Below are 24,007 nucleotides of genomic sequence, written 5' to 3' on the forward strand. Positions count from 1 at the left end.
CAAACGGCCTGCCGGGGGGCAATGCGGCCACATGGGGGTGAAAATGGCAGAGGCAGTGTGGCAGCGGCAAGCAGCGGCGCCCAGCACGTCCGACATCAGGCTGGTGATCGCCGCCTCGTCGATGGGTACCGTGTTCGAGTGGTACGACTTCTTCATCTACGGCACGCTTGCCGCGATCATCGGCAAGACATTCTTCCCATCGGGCAATGTCACGCTGGAAACACTGCTGGTCTGGGCCGGCTTCGCAGTCGGCTTCGGTTTTCGCCCGCTCGGCGCGATCCTGTTCGGGTTTCTGGGTGACCGGCTCGGCCGGAAATACACATTCCTCATCACCGTCACACTGATGGGCATCGCCACTGCCGGGGTGGGCCTGATTCCCTCCACCGCCCAAATCGGCATGGCCGCGCCCGCCATAGTACTGCTGCTTCGCGTATTGCAGGGCCTTGCGCTCGGGGGCGAATACGGCGGTGCGGCGATCTACGTATCGGAACATTCGCCGCCGCGTCGACGCGGCTTTTATACTAGCTTCATTCAGGCGAGCGTGGTCGGCGGGTTCGTGCTGAGCCTGCTCGTAGTGCTCTGCTGCAAGGCGGTGATGGGGCCGGCGACATGGGAGGCGTGGGGCTGGCGCGTGCCTTTCGTGCTGTCGCTCGGCTTGCTGGCGGTCTCACTATGGATGCGCCTCAAGCTCTCCGAGAGCCCGGTTTTCAAGGCAATGCGCGAGGAGGGGGAACTCTCCGGCAATCCCTTCAAGGAAAGCTTCACTTACCCCGGCAACCGCAAACGCATCTTCATCGCGCTGTTCGGCATTGCCGCGGGGCTGACAGTCATCTGGTACACGGCGATGTTCTCGGCGCTGAGCTTCCTCAAGGGCGCGATGCGGATGGAGGATACCAGCGCGGAGATCATCGTCGGCGTCTCGGCCGCGCTGGGCATGATCTTCTTCGTGATCTTCGGTAGCCTGTCCGATCAGGTCGGCCGCAAGCAGCCGATCGTACTGGGCTATGTGCTGACGCTGCTGCTGCTCTTCCCGTCGTTCTGGTTGATCGGCAATTACGCCAATCCCGGCCTTGCCAATGCGGCGGAACAGGCCCCGCTTTTCGTGGCAGGGCCGGATTGCCGCTACAATCCCTTCAGGACCGAACAGGCCACGCCCTGCGGTAAGCTGCTCGGCGATCTTGCCGGCGCGGGTGTATCGTATCGGCTGGATGCGGCACCAGAACTGGAAATTCAGGTCGGGGAAAGGGTCCTCCCGCTGGCCGCCTATCCATGGGAGGACAAGGCCGCGCGCGGGAAGATGCTGCAGCACTGGCTGGGGCAGTCCGGATACGATTTCGCCAAGGTTCGGCCCGGCATTGGCGAGGCTGTGATGATCGGCAGCGTGCTTGTCGTGCTGATGGCGCTTTCGGGCGCGACCTATGGGCCCGTTGCGGCATTGCTGTCGGAAATGTTCCCGCCGCGCATCCGCTACAGCTCGATGTCGATCCCCTATCACATCGGCACGGGCTACTTTGGCGGTTTCCTTCCGCTGATTTCCAGCTACATGGTCGCCAGCAGCGGCAACCCCTACCAGGGCCTCTGGTACACCTGGGGGGTGGTCGCAGTCGCCCTCGTGGTCTCGCTATGGGGGCTGCGGGGAGGCCCCCCGCGTGACTATGGTGAAGATGCTCCCTGAAATTCTTGAACCCGCTCTCCGTCTCGACATCGATCGCGACGCGCTCGTCTCCAACTGGCGCGCGCTGGATCGGCTTTCGGGAGCGGCGCGGGCAGGGGCGGCAGTCAAGGCGAACGCCTATGGTCTTGGCGCGAAGCAGGTCGTGCCCTTGCTGCGCGAGGCGGGCTGCGCAGACTTCTTTGTAGCCCACTGGGGCGAGGCGGCCGAACTTCTGAACTCTGCCGAACCGGCAAGCATCGCCGTGTTGCACGGTCCGCTGAGCGATGCCGATGTCGCTTTCGCGCGTGCTTCCGGCATCGTTCCGGTCATCAATTCGCTCGCGCAGGCCCGTCGCTGGAATGCTGCGGGCGGGGGACGGTGCCACCTGATGGTGGACACCGGGATCAACCGTCTCGGCGTTTCGCTCACGGAATTGGGCGACGATGCGGTGCGTGCGCTCGATATCGATGTGATGCTTTCGCACCTCGTCGCGTCGGAAGAGGAAACCGATCTCAACGCGCTGCAATGCGCGCGCTGGAATGCTGCGCGCGGAGAGGTGCGCCATGCCCGTGCCAGCCTTGCCAATAGCGGCGGAATCGCGCTCGGACCGGATTTCCACGGCGATCTGACACGCCCCGGCATCGCGCTCTACGGCGGCGTGCCGCGCGGCGAGATGGCCGCAATGCTGCGGCAGGTCGCGCGGCCGCAGGCCGCGATCCTTCAGGTCCACGATGTCGCGGCGGGAGAGACCATTGGCTACAACGCCACGTTCACTGCGCCGCACGCCATGCGCGTGGGCACGATCGCACTGGGCTATGCCGATGGCTACTTGCGGTGCTGGTCCGGCAAGGGCGCGTTCCACGCGAACGGAGAGCGTCTTCCCGTGCTCGGCCGGGTGAGCATGGACATGACCGTGATCGACCTTTCATCGGCGTCCGCGCTGGGCGAAGGCGACTGGGTGACGGCCGATTACACGCTTCCCGAAGCGGCGGCCGTGTCCGGCCTTTCGCAATATGAACTGCTGACTTCTTTGGGGCGCCGCTTCGGTCGTTAAGTCCGACATAACCGTCTTTTGCTGCGCAGCAAATTGTGTTGCGTTGCGATATTCCTGAGTGGTATCCTCGGCCCCCTAAATCATTGGGGATTGGCTATGGCTGAAACGGGTGCGCACGAAGACGACACCGTCATAATCAAAAAATACGCAAATCGGCGGCTCTACAATACACGTTCGTCGAGCTACATCACGCTCGACCATCTCGCGAAGATGACCCGCGAGGGCGTGAACTACAAAGTGCTGGATGCGAAGACCGGCACCGATATCACGCATACCATCCTCACCCAGATCATCATGGAAGAGGAATCGAACGGCGAGCAGATGCTTCCCGTCAACTTCCTGCGCGAACTCATCAGCATGTACGGCAATTCCATGCAGTCGCTGGTGCCGCACTATCTGGAAGCGTCGATGGATAATTTCCGCGCCAACCAGACCAAGCTTCACAAGGCGTTCGAGGACAGCCTTGGCAACAATCCGCTTGCCAAGCTGGCCGAACAGAACATGGCCATGTTCAAGGCCGCCGCCGCTGCCTTCATGCCCGGTGCCGAAAAAGCAGAGCCCAAGGCTCCGCCGGCCGAGGACAAGGGTGACCTTGCGGTGCTGCGCGAACAGATGGCCGAAATCCAGAAGAGGCTTGACGCGCTGGGCAAATAAGGGTCTGCGCAAGGGCCCTTCGCGGTGTAGAAACCCGATGGGCCCGAATGCGGCGGATGGTCCGCCCGCATCACAGACAAGCAGGAAGTAGCCCCAGTGTCCGCTATTCGCCACGCCCTCTCCGTCAAGCGCGAGGACGACTTCGCCCAGTGGTATCAGGAAGTCATTTCCGAGGCCGAAATGGCCGAGGAATCGGGCGTTCGCGGCTGCATGGTCATCAAGCCATGGGGCTATGGAATCTGGGAACGTATCCAGCGCCTGATGGATGACCGCATCAAGGAAGCGGGCGTCACCAACTGCTATTTCCCGCTGTTCATCCCGCTCTCGTTCTTCTCCAAGGAAGCCGAGCACGTCGAAGGCTTCGCCAAGGAAATGGCGGTCGTCACCCATCACCGTCTGATTGGTGACGGCAAGGGCGGCCTCGTGCCCGATCCCGAAGCCAAGCTGGAAGAGCCGCTGATCGTCCGCCCGACTTCGGAGACGGTGATCGGCGCTGCCATGGCGCGCTGGGTCCAGTCGTGGCGCGACCTGCCGCTGATGGTGAACCAGTGGGCCAACGTCGTGCGCTGGGAAATGCGCACGCGCATGTTCCTGCGCACCAGCGAGTTCCTCTGGCAGGAAGGCCACACGGCCCACGCCAACCGCGAAGACGCGATGGAAGAGACGCTGCGGGCGCTCGAAATGTACCGCGACTTTGCCGAGACCGAGCTGGCCATGCCGGTGATCGCCGGTGAAAAGCCCGAGAACGAACGCTTCCCCGGCGCGGTAGCGACCTATTCGATCGAGGCCATGATGCAGGACGGCAAGGCCCTTCAGGCCGGCACCTCGCACTACCTCGGCACCGGCTTCGCGAAGGCTTCCGGCATCCAGTACCAGGACAAGGAAGGTACGCAGCAGTACGCCCACACCACCAGCTGGGGCACCTCGACCCGGATGGTTGGCGGCATGATCATGGTCCATGGCGACGATGACGGCCTGCGCGTGCCGCCGATGGTTGCGCCGCACCAGATCATCATCCTGCCGATGCTACGCGACAATGACGAGGACGCGGCGCTGCTCACCTATTGCGAAGACTTGCGCAAGTCGCTGGTCAAGCAGTCGGCTCTGGGCGAATCCGTCCGCGTCCTGCTCGACAAGCGTCCGGGCAAGGCCACGCAGAAGCGCTGGGCCTGGGTCAAGAAGGGCGTGCCGCTCATTCTCGAAATCGGCGGACGCGATGCGGCCGGGGGTCAGGTTTCGATGCTGCGTCGCGACAGGCTCTGGAACGAAGCGGGCAAGGCCAACTTCGTCGCTATGGCCAAGGACGACTTCATCGCCCGCGCCGCTGCCGAGATCGAGGAATTCCAGACCGCGCTCTACGCCGAGGCGAAGGCGCGCCATGACGCCAATATCACCCGCGTCGGCAGCTTCGACGAACTCGTCGGCTTCTTCACGGAAGACAAGCGCTATCCGGGCTGGGTCGAAGTCGAATGGGCCCGCCCGACCGGCGATGAACTGGAAACCGTGGTGCAGAAGCTCAAGGCGCTGAAGCTGACCATGCGCAACACCCCGCTCGGCGGTGACGCGGTGACCGGCGCCTGCGTCTTTACCGGCCGCCCGGCGGTCGAACGCATCTACGTGGCCCGCGCCTACTGAGGAAACGGAAAGGAAGAGGACGTGCTGGGATCGATCAAGTACAACCTGACGAACCTGCTGAACTTCAAGGGCCGCGAAGCGCGGCAAACCTTCTGGTTCTACGTCCTCTTCCTGTTCATTCTGCAATACGCGGCGGGATTGCTCATCTCGATGCCGATGATGAGCGGGATGATGAAAGGCGCGTTCAGCGCTGCGCAGCAAGGCGCGACCGAGGCCGAGCTTCAGGCCCGGCTGATGGCGCAGATGGCCGGGTACATGCGCACCGCCATGACACTCAATGCGGTGGTTGCGGTGATTGCCGGGCTGTTGCTGCTCACTGCGTTCATCCGCAGGCTGCACGATTCGAATCGACCGGGCTGGATTGCCTTGATTCCACTGGTCCTTTCGCTTGCCGCGCAGGCGCTCATCTGGTCCAAAATGGGCGAAATCATCGTCGCGATGAACCGGGTTTCGGGCTCAGACCCCACCGCCATCCTCTCCATGCAATCGAAGGTTCTGGGCGCCAGCCTGATGAGCTGGGGCGCGATTTTGATCGTCATCGTCTTCGGCGTCTGGCCCTCGACACCCGGGCCGAACCGCTACGGAGACGCGCCGGTTCGGCACTGATCGCCACCTCGGGCCTTGCCAATCGTGGCGTGAGGCCCGACAAGCGCGCCCATGACGAATAAGATCCTGGTCGCCGCCGTACTTTCTACCAGCATTCTCAGCCCGATCGCCGCCAGCGCTGCCGATGCGCCAGCTGTGGTGGATGCCAAGACCGCCCCCAAGGCCGTCGACGTATCCGAAGCGCGGATGCACGCGGATATCGAAAAGCTGGTCTCTTTCGGCACCCGTCACACGCTCTCGTCCGACACGGATCCTAAGCGCGGTATCGGCGCCGCGCGGCGCTGGGCGGCCGATGAGTTCCGCAAGACCTCCAAGGCCTGCGGTGGCTGTCTCGAAGTGGTCATGCCCGAAAGCATGGTCAGCGGCACGCGCATCCCCACTCCGGTCAAGATGGTCGACGTGGTGGCCATCCAGCGCGGCACGGAACGTCCGAACGAAGTCGTGATCGTCGAAGGCCACATCGACAGCCGCGTGACCGACGTGATGGACATCAAGAGCGATGCCCCCGGCGCCAATGACGACGGATCGGGCACCGCACTGGTGCTTGAGGCCGCGCGGGTGCTCTCGAAGCGCAAGTTCCCGACCACTATCGTCTATGCCGCGCTTTCGGGCGAAGAGCAGGGCCTCTACGGCGGCAAGCTGCTGGCCGATTATGCGAAGAAGCAGGGCTGGACCGTGAAGGCGGTGCTCAACAACGATATCGTCGGCGGCACCCACGGTTCGGACGGCGTGGTCGACGATTCCCATGTGCGTCTCTTCTCCGAAGGGCCGCGCGCGGATTCCACGGACAAGACCCGTGCCGACGCCCGCCGGTTCGGCGGCGAGAACGACAGCCCTTCGCGCAACATCTCGCGCTTCATCGCCGCGCTCTCGGGCGGCGTGCAGGACAAGCTTGAGGTCCGTCAGGTCTGGCGCACCGATCGCATGGGGCGCGGCGGCGACCAGCTTCCGTTCCTTGAACAAGGCAATCCGGCAGTGCGCTTCTCGGTCGCCATCGAGGACTATAACGAACAGCATCAGGACCTGCGCACCGAGAACGGCGTGCGGTACGGCGATACCATCGACCGGATGGATTTCCCCTATCTGGCCCGCGTCACCCGCCTGAATATTGCAGCCCTTGCTGCGCTGGCAAAAGTGCCGATGCCGCCTGAGGCCAAGGCCGATTCTGCCGTGAAGACCTGGACCGACGTGAGCTGGAAACCGGTGGATGGCGCGGTGGCGTACTCTGTGTGGCGTCGCCGCACCGATGCCGGCGAATGGGAGGCGCAGCCACTCGTGGCCAAAACCGCCGCGACAAGCGTCAAGCTCGACGGTCTGCGCGGTGACGACTGGATCCTTGGCGTCAGTTCGATCGCGGCAGACGGTAGCGAAAGCCCGGTCGCTGCGGCCGTGCCCGGCGGCGGCTTCTTGCCCCTTGGTTCGCCGCAATAGGCTGTCTGCGATCCAGAATGAGTATATCGAGGTGCTTGCCAAGCAGCGCCGTATGGATAGAGAACCAGCGCTTCAAGGGCGCGCGGGGAAAGCAGGGCCGGACACGGCCATACTATCCCGCGCCTGCCGCCCGGTCCCAACCGGTTCAGGCCCCCGGCATGCGTTTTGGAGAGTGAACTGGCAATGACCCACCCTCTGGACATGATGCACGCGATCGCGGGGCTTCTCGTCGGCGTGCTCGTGGGCCTGACCGGCGTTGGCGGCGGCTCGCTGATGACACCGCTGCTGGTCCTGATGTTCGGCGTGAACCCGCAAACCGCTGTCGGCACGGACCTGCTCTTCGCTGCAGTCACCAAGATCTGCGGTTCGGTGGTCCACGGCAAGCGCGAGACGGTTGACTGGACGATCGTTCGCCGTCTGGCCTCCGGCAGCATCCCCGCAGCTATCGTGACCGTGGGCGTGCTCGCCTATGTCGGCAAGATCGGAAAATCGTCGGAGAGCGTGATCCTGTTCTCGCTGGCGATATTGCTCTTCGCAACCGCGCTGGCGGTCGCGTCGCGCAAATGGCTGATGCGTTTCGCACGCCATAGCGACGAGCTCACCCCTCCGGGCAAAGTCACGTTCGGCACGATCTTGCTGGGCGCGGTGATTGGCGTTGCGGTCTCGATTTCATCGGTCGGTGCCGGTGCCATCGGCGTGACCGTGCTGCTGCTGCTCTACCCGCGCCTGCAGGTTTCGCGCCTTATCGGATCGGATATCGCCCATGCCGTGCCGCTGGCTCTCATCGCGGGGACCGGCCACTGGATCATCGGCGACGTCAATCTGGTGCTTCTGGGGAACCTGCTGATCGGCTCTATCCCCGGCGTGGTTTTGGGCAGCTATCTCTCCTCGCACGCGCCTGACAGAGTGCTTCAGCCGCTGCTGGCCTGCGTGCTGGCCGTCTCTTCGTGGCAGCTCATGGTGAAGTCGCGGATGCAGGATGCGGTGCATGCGCCGGTTCAGGCCGTGGCCCGGGAACTGGCTCCGGCGCATTGAGCCTGAGCCGGGGCGGGGTTACTGGTCCTTGGCCAGTTGCGCTTTGTAGGCATCCAGGCTGATCGGCCGGCCCAGGAACGCTTTCACCAGTTCGGCCGAGGGCTGGGAACCGCCCGGCGCCAGAACCAGCTGACGATAGCGTTCCGCAGTTGCCCGATCCCGCAGGCCGTGCGTTTGGAACTGCGTGAAGAGATCGTCGGCGATCACCAGCGACCAGGTATAGGTGTAATACGTCGCGCTATAGCCGTTCAGGTGGCTGAAACTGTCCTGGAACTGCCACCAGTCGGGCACCGACCAGACGACATTACGCGCATAGATCGCCCGCGTCGCCGCACCGAGATCGGCGGGCGCGGGGGCCTGATGCAGCCGCAACGAAATCTCTGAATAAGCGACACCGCGCAGTTCATCCATTCCGCGGCCGAAATACCGCGCGCGATTCATGCTGGCGACAAGATCGCGCGGAATGGGTTTCCCCTGCGCATCGGATGCGAACGTGGCGAGCGTGTCGTAGTCGTAGGCCCATTGCTCCAGCATCTGGGACGGTGCCTCGACGAAGTCCCATTCGTTGGCCACGCCCGATTGGCCCGCCCAGCGCGCGGCCTGGCCGCCGAAGATGTGGTGCAGCATATGGCCGAATTCGTGAAGGAAGGTGACGACGTCGCCATGCTCCATCAGCGCATCGGCATCTTCGCCCGCCGAGACATTGGTGACGAGCGCGCCCACGGGAATGCTGCGGCCTGCAATCCCCATACGCAGGCCGATCATGTTGGCGTGTTCGTACTTGCCCGGACGCGGGTGCGAATCGAAATAGAAGGCACCGATGACCTCTCCGTTTTCGACCATTTCATAGGTTTCGACGCGCGGATCCCACGTTGCGGTCCGCCATGGGCGAATCTCGACGCCGAACAGGTCCGACGTCAGCTTCAGGATGCCGTCCCGCACTTTCGCATAGGAGAAGTACTTACGGGCCTCCTGCGCATCGTAGGAATAGTCCCGCTGCTGCACGCGCTGCGTGTAAAATGGCAGTTGCCACAGTGTGAGTTCGCTTGCCCCGGGATCGTCACGCCGCCGCTCCGCAAGCAGTTTGGCATAGTCTCGTTCGGCAATGGGACGGGCGATGGTTTCCACGCCGCCGAGCAGTTCGTCCACTTTCGCCGGCGTGTTCAGCATGCGGTCTTCGAGGGCGAGCGCGCTGTAGTCCTTGCGTCCGAGGTCGGATGCCAGTTGCGCCCGATCGTTCAGCAGCTTCGTCAGCAGGATGTCATTCTGCGGATAGCCGCGCGTGCGGGAAGCCCGTAGAACGCGCTCGCGCAGATCGTCGCTGCGGGCATACGTCAGGACCGGCACAATGTCGGTGCTGTCGGTGGACAGCGTGACCTTGCCATTGGCGCCCGCCGGGTGGGCGGCTATGAAATCGTCGGGCAGACCAGCCAGTTCGGCCGGATCGGCTTCAAGCGTCTTGCGGGCATCGGCAATGCCTTTCTCGAAAGCGGTGCCGTTGGCGGCGATGCGATCCTGCAACGCCTGGATCGCCTTGCGGCCATCGGGCGACTGCGCGACACCGGCGCGGTCGAAAGCCTCCAGCGAGCGCGTCAGGTAATAGCGCGTGGCCGGATCGGTGCCCGCGTCCACGGCCTTCAAGCGGTCATACACGGGTCGAGACAGGCTGAGCTTGGCCGATGCATTCTGCATGCGGACCTCGCACGCGGCACCGGCGTCTCGGCGCGGGGCATCGGCCATCACTTCTCGAAACAGGCCGAATTCACCCTGTGTGGCCGCGATCAGGTCGTAGATGTCATCGAAACGCTGCAAGGTGCCGTCGACAGTGGCAGCGCCGCGTTCGGCCTCCAGTTCGGCAATGCGGCGGTCGATCTCGCCCGCGAGCTTGTCGCAACGTGCATTGAGCGCGGCAGCATCGGGCGCATCGGCAAGAATGCTGCCAATGAAAGTATCGACAGGTGCAGGAGCTGCTTTTGCTACTTCCGGTGTGGCCAACAGAGTACAGGCCAGCGCCGTACCGGACAAAAACGCCGAAAATCGACAAGATGATGGTGTCCGAAGCATGTCGATATCCCCCAATATCCCCAATTTCTTCGAACAATACTGTAGTAATTAAGATGCGACAAGCCGCAGGAGCGGACAGGCACGGGCCACTCCGGCTTTTGTCATTAGCGTCGGCTTCAATCGGCGATGTTGCGTGGTGAATGCACTGAAGTCGGCAAAACGGCGGCGTGGGCGCAGGGCGCGTCTTATCGCGGATTGTATTTACCCGCGTTTGTCTCCAAGTGCGGAGATATGCCTCGCCCCAAGAACACTACGCCCCGGCACGAGCCCGGCCTGCCCACCCGCCAGCAGGTGCTCGATTTCATCCAGAACTCGACCGAACCGGCCGGCAAGCGAGAGATCGCGCGGGCCTTCGGCCTCAAGGGGCAGGAGAAGATCCAGCTCAAGGCGCTGCTCAGGGACATGGCCGAGGAAGGCCTGATCGACGGCAAGCGGACGGCGTTCCACCGCATGGGCGGGCTGCCCAAGGTCACGGTGCTGCGCATCATCATGATCGAGGAAGGCGAGCCGATCGCCGTTCCCGATACCTGGACGCCGGACGATGCCTCGCCGCCGCCGCGCATCCGCCTGATCGAGAAAGGCCGCTCGGCACTCAAGAAGGGCGACCGCGTGCTGGCTCGCACGGAAGAGACGCCCACCGGATGGCGCGGCTATCCGATGAAGAAGCTGACGCTGCGCTCGGAACAGCTTCTCGGCGTTGTCGAGATCGACGGCGCGGGCAAGCCCTGGCTGGCGCCGGTGGACAAGCGCATCCGCAATTCCTCGCCGATTTCCGACCTCGGTGGCGCCGAGAAGGGCGAACTCGTGCTGGCCGAACCCATTGGCCGCTCCGCGCGACCCTCGGTCAAGGTTACCGAAGTACTCGGCGAGCCGCTGGCACCCAAGGCCTTCAGCCTGATCGCGATCCACAAGCACGGGATCCCCAACCACTTCACCGAAGAGACCATCGCTGAAGCCGAGGCGGCCGCGAAGATGCCCCTCAGCCATGAGAAGCGTGAGGACCTGCGTCACCTTCCTATCGTCGCCATTGATCCCTCGGACGCGCGCGACCACGACGATGCGATCTGGGCCACGCCGAACGAGCAGGGCGGTTTCGACGCGCTTGTGGCCATTGCCGACGTCTCCTTCTATGTCCGGCCCGGCGGCGAGCTGGACCGCGAAGCGCGCCGTCGCGGCAACTCGGTCTATTTCCCTGACCGCGTGGTGCCGATGCTGCCTGAAGTGCTCAGCGCCGATGTCTGCTCGCTGCGTTCGGGCGAGGACCGCGCGGCCATGGCTTGTCACCTCAAGGTGGATGGCGAGGGCAAGGTCGTAGACTGGCGCTTCACCCGCGCGCTCGTGCGCATCCATGAAGTGATCGCCTACGAAGACGCCCAGACCCGCATCGACGAGAACCGAGCGGAAGAGCATCTCCAGCACCTCTGGGCTTGCTGGAAGCTGCTTGCCAAGGCTCGCGAGGCGCGCGATCCGCTGGAACTCGAACTGCCCGAGCGCCGCGTGAAGCTCGACGAGCATGGCCGCATTGCCGAGATCGCCATTCGCGAGCGGCTCGATGCGCACCGCGTGGTCGAGGATTTCATGATCGCCGCCAACGTCGCGGCCGCCAAGGCGCTGGAAGCCAAAGTGGCTCCCGTCGTCTACCGAATCCACGAAACGCCGAGCCGCGAGAAGCTGACCACGCTCAAGGACTATCTGGCGACATTCGGCCGCAAGCTCTCGCTCGGGCAGGTCATCACGCCGGGCCTGTTCAACCGCATGCTCAAGGACATCGCGGACGAGAGCGAGAAGGCGCTCATCATGGAAGCGGTGCTGCGCAGCCAGACGCAGGCCTATTACGGCCCGCGCAACGAAGGCCACTTCGGCCTCGCGCTCGCGTCCTATGCGCACTTCACGTCGCCGATCCGCCGCTATGCCGACCTTCTGGTCCATCGCGCGCTGGTCGATGCCTATGGACTGGAACAGCCCGCGCCCAAGGGCGATATCCCGGCGACCTCGGGCCTGTCCGAGCGTGACCGCGACGATCTTGGCCGCGTCAGCGACGCCATCAGCCAGGCCGAGCGCCGCGCGATGGAGGCCGAGCGCGAGACCATCGACCGCTACGTTGCCGCCTGGCTTTCAAGCCGTGTCGGCGAAGTCTTCGATACGCGCATTACTGGCGTCCAGAAGTTCGGCTTCTTCGCGACGATCATCAGCCTTGGCGGCGACGGCCTCGTGCCGGTTTCGACTCTGGGCGACGAGCGCTTTGCCTATGACGAGAAGGCGCAAGTCCTCGAAGGCGAGAGCAGCGGCACGAGCTATGCCGTCGGCCAGATCCTGCGCCTGCGCCTTGCCGAGGCGAATCCGCTGACCGGCGCGCTCAAGTTCGAGCTGGAGGAAGGCGGCGGCCGGATCGAACCGCGCGGTCGGCCGACTCCGATGAAACCGCTGAAAAAGAAGGGCGGCCATATGGTCGGTCAGCGCGGCAGGCCGGGCAATATCCGACATCAGGGCCGTAAGAAGAAGTAGCGCGAGTGGGGCAGGGGGATTACCTGCCCCATTCCCGTCATTGCGAGCGTAGCGAAGCAATCCAGAGCGACCCGAGCCGCCGATGGATTGCTTCGCTACGCTCGCAATGACGAAAAAAGAAAGTGGCTCAGCTCAGACGTTCGATCGCATCGGCATCGAGCGTCCCGGGAATCACGAAGACCGGGCAGGGCATCTGGCCAAGTCCCGCACCCGTAAAGTGCGCCACCAGAGGGCCGGGACCACCTTCCTTCGCCGCACCCAGAACAAGCGCCGATACCTCCGGATGCTCCTTGAGATATTCGCGCACGATCTTGATATCCTCGCCCATGCGCACCGAAATCACCGGCATTTTCGCGCCTTGCGACAGCAGGTTGCCGGCCGCTGCCGTCACCAGCGTTTCGGCGCGGGCGCGGGCTTCTTCCTCGATCGTCGCCTGGACGCCGCCAAAGGCATTGAAAGGCTGCGGCGGCACCAGCGCCAGGAGATGCAACATGCCGTCGGTCTTCGCGGCGCGGCGCGCGGCGAACTGGAGAGCGACCAGCGCCTCTTCGGTTTCGTCAACGATAACCAGATAGATACGCATGACTTTTTGGCCCTGATCCCCTTGCGGACTGCTTATCAGGCCATTCAGGTCTCTGTGCAAGAGATCACGAATGGCGAAAGGATTGCGAAGGCGCTTGTATGCTGCGCGCAACTTGTCCAAGGAAAGGCCAACCCTCCCCCCTCCACAGGATAACAAGGGACACACACGCTTCCATGCCCATCGAGATCAAGATGCCCGCCCTGTCCCCCACGATGGAAGAGGGAAAACTGGCAAAATGGCTGGTTAAGGAAGGCGACACCGTCAACTCCGGCGACATCATGGCCGAAATCGAAACCGACAAAGCCACGATGGAATTCGAAGCCGTCGACGAAGGCGTCGTCGGCAAGATTCTGGTGCCGGAAGGCACCGAAGGCGTGAAGGTCGGCACCGTGATCGCCGTGATCGCCGGTGAAGGCGAAGACGCCAGCGCTGTCGCCGCCGCTCCTGCCAAGACCGAGGCGCCCAAGGCGGCTGCCCCGGCTCCGGCCGCTGCACCTGCTGCTCCGGCTCCCGCAGCTTCCGCGCCTGCCGCCGTGGCCACTGACGGCCGCGTCGTTGCCTCTCCCCTCGCCAAGCGCATTGCCGTCGCCAAGGGCGTCGACCTTGCCGCCGTGACCGGCACCGGCCCCAAGGGCCGCATCGTCAAGGCCGACGTCGAAGCCGCTCAGCCCGGTACCGCCGCGCCCAAGGCAGCTGCTCCGGCCGCCGCCCCGGCGCCTGCCGCCGCGCCCGTCGCTGCCGGTGAAGCCAAGCCCGCAACCGTCGAAATGGCGCCCGAAACCCGCGCCCTGCTCGATGACCGCATCCCGCACGCCGTCGAAAAGCTGTCGGGCATGCGCAAGACCATTGCGCGCCGCCTCACGCAGTCGATGCAGGAAGCGCCGCACATCTACCTCACCGTGGACGTGCGCCTCGACAAGCTGATGGCCCTGCGTGCCGAGATCAACTCCATGCTCGAAAAGCAGGGCGTGAAGGTTTCGGTCAACGACATGCTGATCAAGGCCCTCGGCCGCGCGCTGATCGACGTGCCGGAATGTAATGTGACCTTCGCCGGCAACGAGCTGATCAAGTATGCCCGTGCCGACGTTTCGGTTGCCGTTTCGATCCCGGGCGGCCTGATCACCCCGATCGTCCAGAATGCCAATGGCAAGTCGTTCTCCGAAATCGCCAAGGCGACCAAGGACCTTGGCAAGCGCGCCAAGGAAGGCAAGCTGCAGCCGGGCGAGTATCAGGGCGGTACCGCCTCGATCTCGAACATGGGCATGATGGGCATCAAGCAGTTCACGGCCGTCATCAACCCGCCGCAGGCGACGATCATTGCGGTCGGCGCCGGCGAGAAGCGCCCGTGGGTCATGCCCGACGATTCGCTGGGCATCGCCACCGTCATGAGCGCAACCGGCAGCTTCGACCACCGCGCGGTGGACGGTGCCGATGGTGCGCGCCTGATGGCCGCCTTCCGCGAATACGTCGAAACGCCGCTGGGCATGGTTGCCTGAGATGGAAGACAAGACCAGCGGTTGCCCGCGTGACCCGGTGATCCGGGTCACGGCGATGCCGGCCGACGCCAATGCCTATGGCGATATCTTCGGCGGCTGGCTGATGAGCCAGATGGACATGGGTGCCGGCCTTATCGCCGCCCGCCGTTCGCGCGGTCGCGCGGTCACCGTCGCCATGGACGGCACCCAGTTTCATCTGCCTGTAAAGGTAGGTGACGAAGTGTCTGTCTATGGAGAGATCAAGCGCGTCGGTCGTACCTCGCTGACGATCGCCATCGAAGCCTGGCGCCGCCATCGGCATGAAGAAGAAGAAGTGAAGGTGACGCAGGCCGTGTTCACCTTCGTCGCGGTGAACGAATTCGGCAAACCGCGCGTCATCGATCAGGAGAAGTAACTCAGTGGCTGATACCTATGACGTCATCGTTCTCGGCTCGGGTCCCGGTGGCTATGTCGCGGCAATCCGTGCCGCACAGCTGGGCCTGAAGACCGCCATCGTCGAGCGCGAACTGCTCGGCGGCATCTGCCTCAACTGGGGCTGCATCCCGACCAAGGCGCTGCTGCGCTCGGCCGAGGTGTTCCACCAGATGAAGCACGCCAAGAACTACGGTCTTTCGGCCGAGAACATCACGGCCGATCTCGATGCCGTGGTCCAGCGTTCGCGCGGCGTTGCCAAGCAGCTCAATCAGGGCGTCACGCACCTGATGAAGAAGAACAAGATCACCGTGCACATGGGCACCGGCAAGCTTGTCGGTCCGGGCAAGCTCCAGGTGACCGGCGAGAAGGGCACCGAGACCCTTGAAGCCAAGCACATCGTGATCGCCACCGGCGCCCGCGCCCGCGACCTGCCGCACGCCAAGGCTGACGGCAACCGCGTGTGGACCTACCGCCACGCGATGACGCCGAAGGAAATGCCTACCAAGCTTCTGGTCATCGGATCGGGCGCCATCGGCATCGAATTCGCCAGCTTCTACAATGACATGGGCGTTGACGTCACGGTCGTCGAGATGATGGACCGCATCGTCCCGGTCGAGGATGCCGACGTTTCGGCGTTCCTCGAAAAGCAGCTGACCAAGCAGGGCATGAAGATCATGACCAGCGCCAAGACCAGCGACATGGTCGTCGGCAAGGACAGCGTGAAGGTGACGATCACCGACAAGGCCGGCAAGGCCGAGGCGGTGGAATTCAGCCACATGATCGTCGCCATCGGCATCGTGCCGAACGTCGAGAACATCGGTCTGGAAGACCTCGGCATCGAGCCGGACAAGCGCTTCCACATCAAGACCGACGACTACGGCCGCACCAACGTCAAGGGCATCTGGGCGATCGGTGACTGCGTTGACGGTCCCTGGCTGGCCCACAAGGCAAGCCACGAAGGCGTCACTGCCGCCGAGGCGATTGCGCAGGAACTGGGCAACAAGGACGTGCATCCGCACCCGCTCGACCGTCGCAACATCCCGGGCTGCACCTACTGCCACCCGCAGATCGCCTCGGTCGGCATGACCGAAGCGAAGGCGAAGGAAGCGGGCTACGAAGTGAAGGCCGGCACCTTCCCGTTCATCGGTAACGGCAAGGCCATCGCACTGGGCGAGCCGGAAGGCTTCGTGAAGACCGTGTTCGACGCCAAGACCGGCGAACTGCTCGGTGCCCACATGATCGGCGCGGAAGTGACCGAAATGATCCAGGGCTACGTGGTCGGCAAGACGCTCGAAACCACCGAGGCCGAGCTGATGAACACCGTGTTCCCGCATCCGACCATCTCGGAGACGATGCACGAGGCAACGCTCGCCGCCTATGGCCGCGCGCTGCACATGTAAGGCTAAGCGCCGATACGGAATACGCGAAGGGCGGGCCCGCAAGGCCCGCCCTTTTCGTTTGCTGTCGCTACTGCCGGGGACCGGTCAGTTGGCGGCGGCGCGGACGATATGTTCGAAAACGGCGGGATGGAGCGGCTCGACGAACTCGCAGCCGACCGTGGCCCCGCGCACCCAGCAAACCCGCGCACCAAGCATCTGAAGCCCCGGAATGCGGATGCGCAGAGGCATGTCGTCGCGGGTGTCGGGAAGCCAGGCGATGCGGAAACCGCCCGGAGACAGATCATCCAGTCGCGCGGCCTTCCAAGGGCGCATGCCTTGCCGCACCTCGCACAGGATCGATACGCCCACTCGGGTATCGCGGACGAGTAGATCGGGACTCGTAACGTCTTGCAAGGCATCCTCCCTGATGTGAGAATTGCCTTGCAAGAAGTAGACTTACCAAGGGGTTAGCGGCACCGACGGTTCGCACCGAAACGGTGGAAACCTTTCAGCGAAACGTCTTGGAAAGCACCACCAGCGTCGGATCGCCTTCGAAAGTTTCGGGCGTGAAGCCCTTGTCACGCTCCACTTCGATGGCGGCGCTGTTTTCACGGCTCTCGATCGCGATCACTCGGCGGCATCCACGCGCATCGGCCTGTTTGCCAAGAAAATCGAGCATGGCCCAACCGATGCCCTTTCCCTTGTAGGCGCTGGCAACCGAGATCGCGACTTCGGCGGTATCGAGCGCCTCGTCACAGGCCAGCACGCCCGAGGCGACCAGTTGGCCGCTCGCCTTGTCGAAGCCGATCCACGATTCGGTGCGAAACTGGTCGGCATTGACGAGCGGGGCGATCTGCTGTGCGCTCACCTTGTCGGCGGCCGCAAAGAAACGGAAACGGCGATCCTCGTCGGCCACGCGTTCGAAGAAGGCGGTAACGTCGGCCTCGTCGCTTTCCTTGGCGGGGCGGACCTCCAGCTCGATGCCGGAACGGGTGGGCAGGGTAATGACGTCACTGAAAGACATGGACGAGACTCCATCGAGAAGTGCCGGTTCCTTGGGCCACCGCGCGGGACTTGTCCTTGATCGGGATCAGCAATCGCAATCAGGGACTTGCCTGTAACGGGACCAATCGCCGCCGCCTTCGCTGCGGCAATATCAACGGGATAACACAAGCCACCGGCCCTGTCGCGCGCCGGGATGGAGAACCGTCCCGGAACCGGAACGGGATTTCCCCGCGTCCTTTGAAGAAGCCTTTGCGAACATGGTGCAAGGCGCGCGATCTTTGGCTAACGTCACGCCGAACGAGTGAGACGCCGACCGGATTCTCGAAGCGAGTCCAGGGCCGGCGCGAAATAGGGTTTCGCCGGATGCACTCGGCCGGAGAGGAGAATACGTCATGGCTGAGGCCATCTATCCCGTGCCTGAAGAATGGGCCCGGAACGCCCTGATCGACGCAGCGCGTTACGATGAAATGTACCAGCGCTCGGTCAGCGATCCCGAGGGATTCTGGCGCGACGAGGCGAAGCGGATCGACTGGATCAAGCCGTTCACCGAGGTGAAGAAGACCAGTTTCCACGAAGCCGATTTCGGCATTTCCTGGTTCTCCGACGGTACGCTCAACCTCTCCGCCAATTGCCTTGATCGTCACCTAGCCGAGCGCGGCGACGCCATCGCCATTCTCTGGGAACCGGACGACCCAAAGAACCCGGAACGCCGGATCACGTACCGCGAGCTGCATGAATCGGTCTGCCGCTTCGCCAACCTCCTCAAGGCGCGTGGGGTCAAGCGCGGGGACCGCGTGACCATTTACCTGCCGATGGTGCCCGAAGCCGCCGTTGCCATGCTCGCCTGCGCGCGCATCGGTGCGATCCACTCGATTGTCTTCGCCGGCTTTTCGCCCGACGCGCTGGCTGGCCGCATCCAGGATTGCGACAGCCGTATCGTGCTTACTAGCGACGAAGGCTTGCGCGGCGGCAAGACCATCGCGCTCAAGGCGAATGTCGATGAAGCGCTGAAGGCCTGCCCGGACGTCGAGACCGTCGTCGTCCTCAGCCATACCGGCGCGGGCGTGCCGATGGTCAAGGGGCGCGATATCGATTGGGCCAGCTCGGTCGCCGCGCAGTCCACCGATTGCGCTCCGGAAGAGATGAACGCCGAAGATCCGCTGTTCATCCTCTACACCTCGGGTTCGACCGGCAAGCCCAAGGGCGTGCTCCACACCACCGGCGGCTATTCGGTCTGGGCCTCGATGACGCATGAGTACGTCTTCGATTACCGGCCGGGCCAGATCTACTGGTGCGCGGCCGATATCGGCTGGGTCACGGGCCACTCCTACGTCGTCTACGGCCCGCTGGCCAACGGCGCGACCACGGTGATGTTCGAGGGCGTGCCCAACTTCCCCGATGCGAGCCGCTTTTGGCAAGTGGTCGACAAGTTCGGGGTCGAGATCTTCTACGGCGCGCCGACGGCACTGCGCGCACTGATGCGCGAGGGTGACGACTATGTGAAGAAAACCTCGCGCAAGAGCCTGCGCCTGCTCGGCTCGGTGGGCGAACCGATCAATCCCGAGGCGTGGGAATGGTATCACAAGGTCGTGGGCGAGGGGCGCTGCCCGATCGTCGACACCTGGTGGCAGACCGAAACGGGCGGCGCGATGATCACGCCGCTGCCGGGCGCCACCGCGCTCAAGCCGGGTTCGGCCAGCAAGCCGATGTTCGGCGTAAAGCCGATGCTGGTCGATAACGACGGCACCGTGCTCGAAGGCGCAGCCGATGGCTGTCTGGTCATCACCGACAGCTGGCCGGGGCAGATGCGCACCGTCTGGGGCGATCACGCGCGCTTCTTCATGACCTACTTCTCGACATTCGCGGGATGCTACTTCACCGGCGACGGCTGCCGCCGCGACGAGGATGGCTATTACTGGATCACCGGCCGCATCGACGACGTGATCAACGTCTCCGGCCACCGCATGGGCACGGCCGAGATCGAATCGGCGCTGGTGGCCCATCCGGCGGTTGCCGAGGCGGCAGTCGTCGGCATGCCGCACGAGATCAAGGGGCAGGGCATCTATGCCTTCGTCACCTGCAATGCCGAAGTCGAGCCGGACGAGGCGCTGCGCAAGGAACTGATCAAGTGGGTTCGCCATGAGATCGGCCCGATCGCTACGCCGGACGTCATCCAGTTCGCGCCGGGCCTGCCCAAGACCCGCTCGGGCAAGATCATGCGCCGCATCCTGCGCAAGATCGGCGAGAACGACTTCTCGAACCTCGGCGATATCTCGACGCTTGCCGATCCCTCGGTGGTCGAGAACCTGATCGCCAACCGGCCGCAGCCGGCAACTGCATGACCGGACGCGGAGGATGCCCGGGAAAGCCCGGTGCATCCTCCGCGTGGGTTCAGCCTGCGTCGGTGGCCACCTCGATGGCGTCGAAGTCACGCCAGCGGTAAACGGCGTAGCTCAGCACCCAGCACAGCACGAACAGGCCGATAATAAGGAAGCCGAGCGTGTTGAAATGCTCGGACAGTGCGCTGACGCCGGACCAGAAGCCGCCTTTCAGCCCGAACTTGTCGACCAGCAGCGCCGCCGTCTGGATCGACCCGATCACCAGCGCCACAAGGGCTGAGATCGAGGTGATCGTGATGTTGTAGTAGAGCTTGCGGATCGGCTTCACGAAAGCCCATTCGTAGGCGCCGAGCATGATGACCCCGTCGGCAGTGTCGATCAGCGCCATGCCCACGGCGAAGAGCACCGGGAACACCAGCACCGTTCCGAGCGAAATGCCGTCCGCCGCGTGAGCGCCCGAAAGGCCGAGGATCGCCACTTCGGTCGCGGTATCGAAGCCCAGGCCGAACAGGAAGCCGAGCGGGGCCATGTGCCAGCTCTTGCGTACCAGACGGAACAGCGGGCGCAGGATGCGCGCCATCAGGCCGCGCCCGGCGAGCAGGATGTCCAGATCCTCCTCCGCATAAGTGCCGCCGCCACGAACCTGCTGGAAGCGAGACCACACGCCGCGTAGGATCGCGAGATTCATGATGGCGATGGCGAAAAGGAAGCTGGCCGAAACGACCGTGGCGATAACCCCGCCGGACTGACCGAATGCCTCGAAATCGTCCAGCGTGCTGGCCGCCGCCGCGATCGTGGTCGCCGCGATCAGCACGATGGCCGAGTGCCCGATCGCGAACCACAGCCCGACCGTGAGCGGGCGCTGCCCGTCCTGCATCAGCTTGCGGGTAACATTATCGATCGCGGCGATGTGGTCGGCGTCCACGGCGTGGCGCATGCCAAGGCTCCAGGCGAGCACGGCGGTGCCGAGCATCACGGGATTGCCGTGGAACGCGCCGAACGCCCAGAGCCAGGTGGCGACGTTCGCGCCCACGAGCGCGGCAAAAAGCACCGCGACCCGACGGCGCAGGCGCGGTTTGCCGGAAGGCCCCTCGGCCGCCGTTGTTCGATGCGAAACAGAACTGACTTGCATTCGTGAATACCCCGTCGGCGTCAGCGACTTTCGGGGAGGGCCTCCGCGCGAACGGCCGGCCTGTGCGCCGGACGGACGCCGTCCAGCGCCCGGCACGCATGCCGGTGCGGCCCTCGCCGCACGTGCGTCGCTCAGACGGAGTTACCGTGCCACGGCCATCCCCTGGGCCAGGGCAAGAGCGACCAGACGCCGGCAGGTCTCCTGGCTTGCGGGTCAAGGCCTCGATGCACGGCCTTCCCAGGCCCCGCATGACTTAGCGTCCGGCCCAGTGGCTGCGGCAAGGGCGCCTTGCCCTGCCGCGATGTGCATCGCGCTCGCCGCTTACAGTTGCAGGGACAGCCTCGGTTTCAGACGCAAGGTCCTCACCGCGTTCCCTTTTAAGCCCCTTTCGGGACACCGGCGCGATCAGTGCCGAGACCCTGAAAGCGTCTCGACGGCCGCATTGGTAGTCTCGGCGGTGCATCAGGGCAAGAGCGCTTCACGAGCCGGAACCGCCTTCGCATTTCGGCGCCCGGACCAAATGGGTCGCGATTTTTCCCGATCGGAAGGTGATTTTATGAGCGTAAAAATGATCCGCACTCTACAATAGGCAATTACTGCGAGTGAAATCATTAAGAGTCGATGGTGAATCCGGCTGAATTTCATGTGAAATAATATTCTCCTCGAGATGGTGGATCATATATTTCTGACTCACAGTAGCGACACTTGAATAGGAGAGGCATTTCGGGAGGCTTCCGATGCTCGAGGGTGCAAGAAACGAGCTTTTTTCTGAACTTATCGCAACTTGTGACGGGATGCTGGCGCCGGCCGTCTATGCGCGCATCTACGAAACCGCCCAACGCGGCGGTCAGATCGTCGAAGTCGGCACGGCCATGGGGGCGGCCACGGTCGCACTCGCGCTGGGTTTGCGAAATTCGGGCAAATCTGGCCATGTGTTCACGTTCGATCCGATGACAGGCGGCCCGAGGCGATCGTTGAACTCGCCAGGGAAACGCATCGCGCGAATAGAGGCCAATCTGGCGCGCTACGGTGTCCAGGATCTGGTCACGGTTACGCCATCCGATCTGCGAAGCGGGCTTTCGGTTCTCCCGGACGACCAGACCGTTTCCGTCCTGATGCTCGACGCCGATGGGCGGATCGATCGCGATCTGGAAACGCTTGAGCAGCGGCTTGCGCCCGGTTGCTCCATGATAATCGACGATATCGCCGATCAGGTGCGGGTGAAGCGTCAGGGCGCGACTTACCGCATAGACAGCAAGATGCGTCTGTCATGGTTGCTGATCAACAAGCTCACCGAGTCGGGAAAGCTCAGCGCCGGGCAACAGCTGGTGGACACCTACTTCGGTGAAGTCATCGCCGACGCGAACAGTATCATCGACCGCGACGATACGCTTGAGGCCTATCGACAGCTCGTTTTTCAGACCGCCTCGACCAATCGCCTGCAACGGCTTCGTTCTTATCTCCTGGAGCAGGGGCAGGAGGTCGCACCCGATTTCGTGGCGAAATGCCGAAGGTTTTACCGGCGCATCAAATACCGCCGGCTCGCCGCCTCGTCCGAAATGAATGCCGCCGAAGAATCTTCGCGGGGCGGTTCCGGCGGAGAGCAGGTGGCCGCGTGACCCTCCCACACCCGGCCATGGGCGATCGCGCGTAAAGGCTTTTCAGATCCATCCTGTTGCGTAAGCTGTCATCGAACCGGGCACCAAAAGACCGGACGCAAACCATAAGGACTGTCAGGGATGGATGTCGAAGCGCGCTTGGCGGCGCTGGAAGAGCGCTGCCGCAAGGCGGAGGATCATCTGGAGATCCTCAATCTGCTGAACACTTACGGTCCTTTGGTGGATAGCGGCACGGCACGGCCTGCGGGCGATTTGTGGGTCGAGGGCGGCGGCTACAACTTCACTTTGCCCGATGGCGGTACTCTGCGCCTTTCGGCGCCTGACGAAATCGCCGACATGTATGCGTGGGAAGGCCATCTCGAACTGGTCAAGACCGGCTGCGCGCACCTCACGGCGACGCCGAAGATCAGCGTGCATGGCGATAAGGCCGAGGCGGTTGGCTATTCGGTCGTGATCCTTCGCGAAGAGGACCGCTGGTTCCTTTGGCGCGCGGCGGTCAATCACTGGACTCTGGAGCGCGGCGGGCAGGGCTGGCGTATCATCGAGCGCTTCAACCGCGCGCTCGACGGTTCGGCGGAGAGCCACGAGACCATGCGCAAGGTGGCCACGATATGAGCCGCTTCGAAGGGAAAGTCGCGATCATTACTGGCGCGAGCACCGGGCTGGGCCCGGTCATGGCGAAGATGATGGCGCAGGAGGGCGCCCGGCTGGTTCTGGCGGCCCGGCGGCTCGAGCTGGTGGAGGAGGTTGCCGCCGCAATCGGCGCCGACGCTGTGGCGGTGCGCGCCGATGTTACCGTGGAGGAGGACGTCGCAGCCATGGTCGAGGCGGCGATGGCCCGCTGGGGCCAGGTCGACGTGATGATGAACAATGCGGCCGTCCCCGGCGTCGACAAGTGGATCTGGGAGCAGACCATCGACAACTTCCTCGACACATACAGGGTCGATTGCATGGCCGCGATGCTGTGCACGCGCGAGGTGCTGAACCGTTCGATGCTGGAACGGCGGACGGGCTCCATCGTCAACTTCTCGTCCAGCGCGGGGTGGGACGGCATGGCCCGCAAGAGCCACTATTCCGCGGCCAAAGGCGCACTGCGCATTCTCACCAAGACGATTGCGCGGGAGGTGGGTGAATTCGGCATCCGCTGCAATTGCGTGGTGCCGGGTGCCATCGGCACCGACCTCATGATCAACTACATGAAGCGGATCGCCGATGAGCAGGGGAAAAGCTTCGAGGACGTCGAGGCCGGTCTGGTCGCGGGCGTGCCGTTGAAGACCTTCTCCACGCCTGACGATGTGGCGCGGATGGCGCTGTTCCTCGCCTCTGACGAGGCGCGCACGGTGACCGGGCAGTCGATCAACGTCGATGGCGGCCTGGTGATGTCCTGACGCGTAATTATTCT

The 24,007-nt window shown here is 63.7% G+C and carries 20 protein-coding genes and 1 riboswitch; of the genes, 15 read left to right on the forward strand and 5 right to left on the reverse strand.

The genetic code is table 11. The annotated features are described in order from the left end of the window. Positions 1 to 43: 43 nt before the first annotated feature. From AC1VVK_RS01595 to AC1VVK_RS01625, 7 genes are all read left to right on the forward strand, one after another. A complete protein-coding gene (locus AC1VVK_RS01595; RefSeq protein ID WP_482904099.1) occupies positions 44 to 1,675 on the forward strand; it encodes an MFS transporter in 1,632 nt (543 codons plus the stop codon). Beyond that, a complete protein-coding gene (gene alr / locus AC1VVK_RS01600; protein ID WP_482905094.1) occupies positions 1,665 to 2,708 on the forward strand; it encodes an alanine racemase in 1,044 nt (347 codons plus the stop codon). The genes AC1VVK_RS01595 and alr overlap by 11 nt, the downstream gene beginning before the upstream one ends. 96 nt (positions 2,709 to 2,804) lie before the next feature. Next, positions 2,805 to 3,362: a polyhydroxyalkanoate synthesis repressor PhaR gene (phaR, locus tag AC1VVK_RS01605; protein WP_132385351.1), complete on the forward strand. Its 558-nt coding sequence runs from the start codon at positions 2,805 to 2,807 to the stop codon at positions 3,360 to 3,362. 96 nt (positions 3,363 to 3,458) lie between these two features. Next, complete coding sequence (proS, locus tag AC1VVK_RS01610; RefSeq protein WP_482904100.1) at positions 3,459 to 4,997, forward strand: proline--tRNA ligase; 1,539 nt, start codon at positions 3,459 to 3,461, stop codon at positions 4,995 to 4,997. 21 nt (positions 4,998 to 5,018) lie between these two features. Beyond that, the gene (locus AC1VVK_RS01615; RefSeq protein ID WP_132385353.1) at positions 5,019 to 5,603 is read left to right on the forward strand and encodes a DUF805 domain-containing protein; all 585 of its coding nucleotides are present in this window, start codon (positions 5,019 to 5,021) and stop codon (positions 5,601 to 5,603) included. Positions 5,604 to 5,654: 51 nt separating this feature from the next. Continuing rightward, the gene (locus tag AC1VVK_RS01620; RefSeq protein ID WP_482904101.1) at positions 5,655 to 7,034 is read left to right on the forward strand and encodes a M20/M25/M40 family metallo-hydrolase; all 1,380 of its coding nucleotides are present in this window, start codon (positions 5,655 to 5,657) and stop codon (positions 7,032 to 7,034) included. Between the two features lie 183 nt (positions 7,035 to 7,217). Beyond that, positions 7,218 to 8,069 (forward strand): sulfite exporter TauE/SafE family protein, encoded by an 852-nt coding sequence (locus AC1VVK_RS01625; protein ID WP_132385355.1) that lies wholly within the window; start codon positions 7,218 to 7,220, stop codon positions 8,067 to 8,069. 18 nt (positions 8,070 to 8,087) lie between these two features. Here AC1VVK_RS01625 and AC1VVK_RS01630 read toward each other — a convergent pair whose 3' ends face one another. Beyond that, positions 8,088 to 10,148, reverse strand: a complete 2,061-nt coding sequence (locus AC1VVK_RS01630) for a M3 family metallopeptidase (RefSeq protein ID WP_482904102.1) — start codon at positions 10,146 to 10,148, stop codon at positions 8,088 to 8,090. Positions 10,149 to 10,364: 216 nt separating this feature from the next. Between AC1VVK_RS01630 and rnr the strand changes: the two genes are divergently transcribed. Beyond that, a complete protein-coding gene (gene rnr / locus AC1VVK_RS01635) occupies positions 10,365 to 12,638 on the forward strand; it encodes a ribonuclease R (protein WP_482904103.1) in 2,274 nt (757 codons plus the stop codon). Positions 12,639 to 12,765: 127 nt separating this feature from the next. On the opposite strand, the gene AC1VVK_RS01640 is transcribed toward rnr, so the two are convergent. After that, positions 12,766 to 13,221, reverse strand: a complete 456-nt coding sequence (locus AC1VVK_RS01640; RefSeq protein ID WP_482904104.1) for a universal stress protein — start codon at positions 13,219 to 13,221, stop codon at positions 12,766 to 12,768. A 173-nt stretch (positions 13,222 to 13,394) separates the two neighbouring features. Here AC1VVK_RS01640 and AC1VVK_RS01645 point away from each other — a divergent pair, with 173 nt between their 5' ends. From AC1VVK_RS01645 to lpdA, 3 genes are read left to right on the forward strand one after another with little or no spacing between them, the layout of a single operon-like run. Then, positions 13,395 to 14,717, forward strand: coding sequence for a pyruvate dehydrogenase complex dihydrolipoamide acetyltransferase (locus AC1VVK_RS01645; protein ID WP_482904105.1), 1,323 nt, complete (start codon positions 13,395 to 13,397; stop codon positions 14,715 to 14,717). Between the two features lies 1 nt (position 14,718). Continuing rightward, the gene (locus AC1VVK_RS01650; RefSeq protein ID WP_132385360.1) at positions 14,719 to 15,111 is read left to right on the forward strand and encodes an acyl-CoA thioesterase; all 393 of its coding nucleotides are present in this window, start codon (positions 14,719 to 14,721) and stop codon (positions 15,109 to 15,111) included. 4 nt (positions 15,112 to 15,115) lie between these two features. Beyond that, entirely contained in the window at positions 15,116 to 16,531 is a 1,416-nt protein-coding gene (gene lpdA, locus AC1VVK_RS01655; protein ID WP_482904106.1) for a dihydrolipoyl dehydrogenase, read from the forward strand. A gap of 84 nt (positions 16,532 to 16,615) precedes the next feature. Here lpdA and AC1VVK_RS01660 read toward each other — a convergent pair whose 3' ends face one another. Next, positions 16,616 to 16,924, reverse strand: coding sequence for a PilZ domain-containing protein (locus AC1VVK_RS01660; protein ID WP_482904107.1), 309 nt, complete (start codon positions 16,922 to 16,924; stop codon positions 16,616 to 16,618). A 94-nt stretch (positions 16,925 to 17,018) separates the two neighbouring features. Beyond that, positions 17,019 to 17,534, reverse strand: coding sequence for a GNAT family N-acetyltransferase (locus AC1VVK_RS01665; RefSeq protein WP_482904108.1), 516 nt, complete (start codon positions 17,532 to 17,534; stop codon positions 17,019 to 17,021). Positions 17,535 to 17,907: 373 nt separating this feature from the next. Here AC1VVK_RS01665 and acs point away from each other — a divergent pair, with 373 nt between their 5' ends. Next, entirely contained in the window at positions 17,908 to 19,857 is a 1,950-nt protein-coding gene (gene acs / locus AC1VVK_RS01670; protein WP_482904109.1) for an acetate--CoA ligase, read from the forward strand. Positions 19,858 to 19,906: 49 nt separating this feature from the next. Here acs and AC1VVK_RS01675 read toward each other — a convergent pair whose 3' ends face one another. Further along, positions 19,907 to 20,986 (reverse strand): HoxN/HupN/NixA family nickel/cobalt transporter, encoded by a 1,080-nt coding sequence (locus AC1VVK_RS01675; RefSeq protein ID WP_482904110.1) that lies wholly within the window; start codon positions 20,984 to 20,986, stop codon positions 19,907 to 19,909. A 174-nt stretch (positions 20,987 to 21,160) separates the two neighbouring features. Further along, positions 21,161 to 21,402, reverse strand: a riboswitch (cobalamin riboswitch). Between the two features lie 321 nt (positions 21,403 to 21,723). Between AC1VVK_RS01675 and AC1VVK_RS01680 the strand changes: the two genes are divergently transcribed. The 3 genes from AC1VVK_RS01680 (at position 21,724) to AC1VVK_RS01690 (ending at position 23,993) form a co-directional block, all read left to right on the forward strand. After that, positions 21,724 to 22,605 carry a class I SAM-dependent methyltransferase gene (locus AC1VVK_RS01680; RefSeq protein ID WP_482904111.1) on the forward strand — a complete coding sequence of 294 codons (882 nt, stop codon included), beginning with the start codon at positions 21,724 to 21,726 and terminating at the stop codon, positions 22,603 to 22,605. 120 nt (positions 22,606 to 22,725) lie between these two features. Further along, positions 22,726 to 23,220: a nuclear transport factor 2 family protein gene (locus AC1VVK_RS01685; RefSeq protein WP_482904112.1), complete on the forward strand. Its 495-nt coding sequence runs from the start codon at positions 22,726 to 22,728 to the stop codon at positions 23,218 to 23,220. Beyond that, positions 23,217 to 23,993, forward strand: a complete 777-nt coding sequence (locus AC1VVK_RS01690; protein ID WP_482904113.1) for an SDR family NAD(P)-dependent oxidoreductase — start codon at positions 23,217 to 23,219, stop codon at positions 23,991 to 23,993. Before AC1VVK_RS01685 ends, AC1VVK_RS01690 begins: the two co-directional genes overlap by 4 nt. The last annotated feature ends 14 nt before the right edge of the window (positions 23,994 to 24,007 follow it).

The sequence above is a fragment of the Novosphingobium sp. BL-S-32 genome, assembly GCF_056857055.1.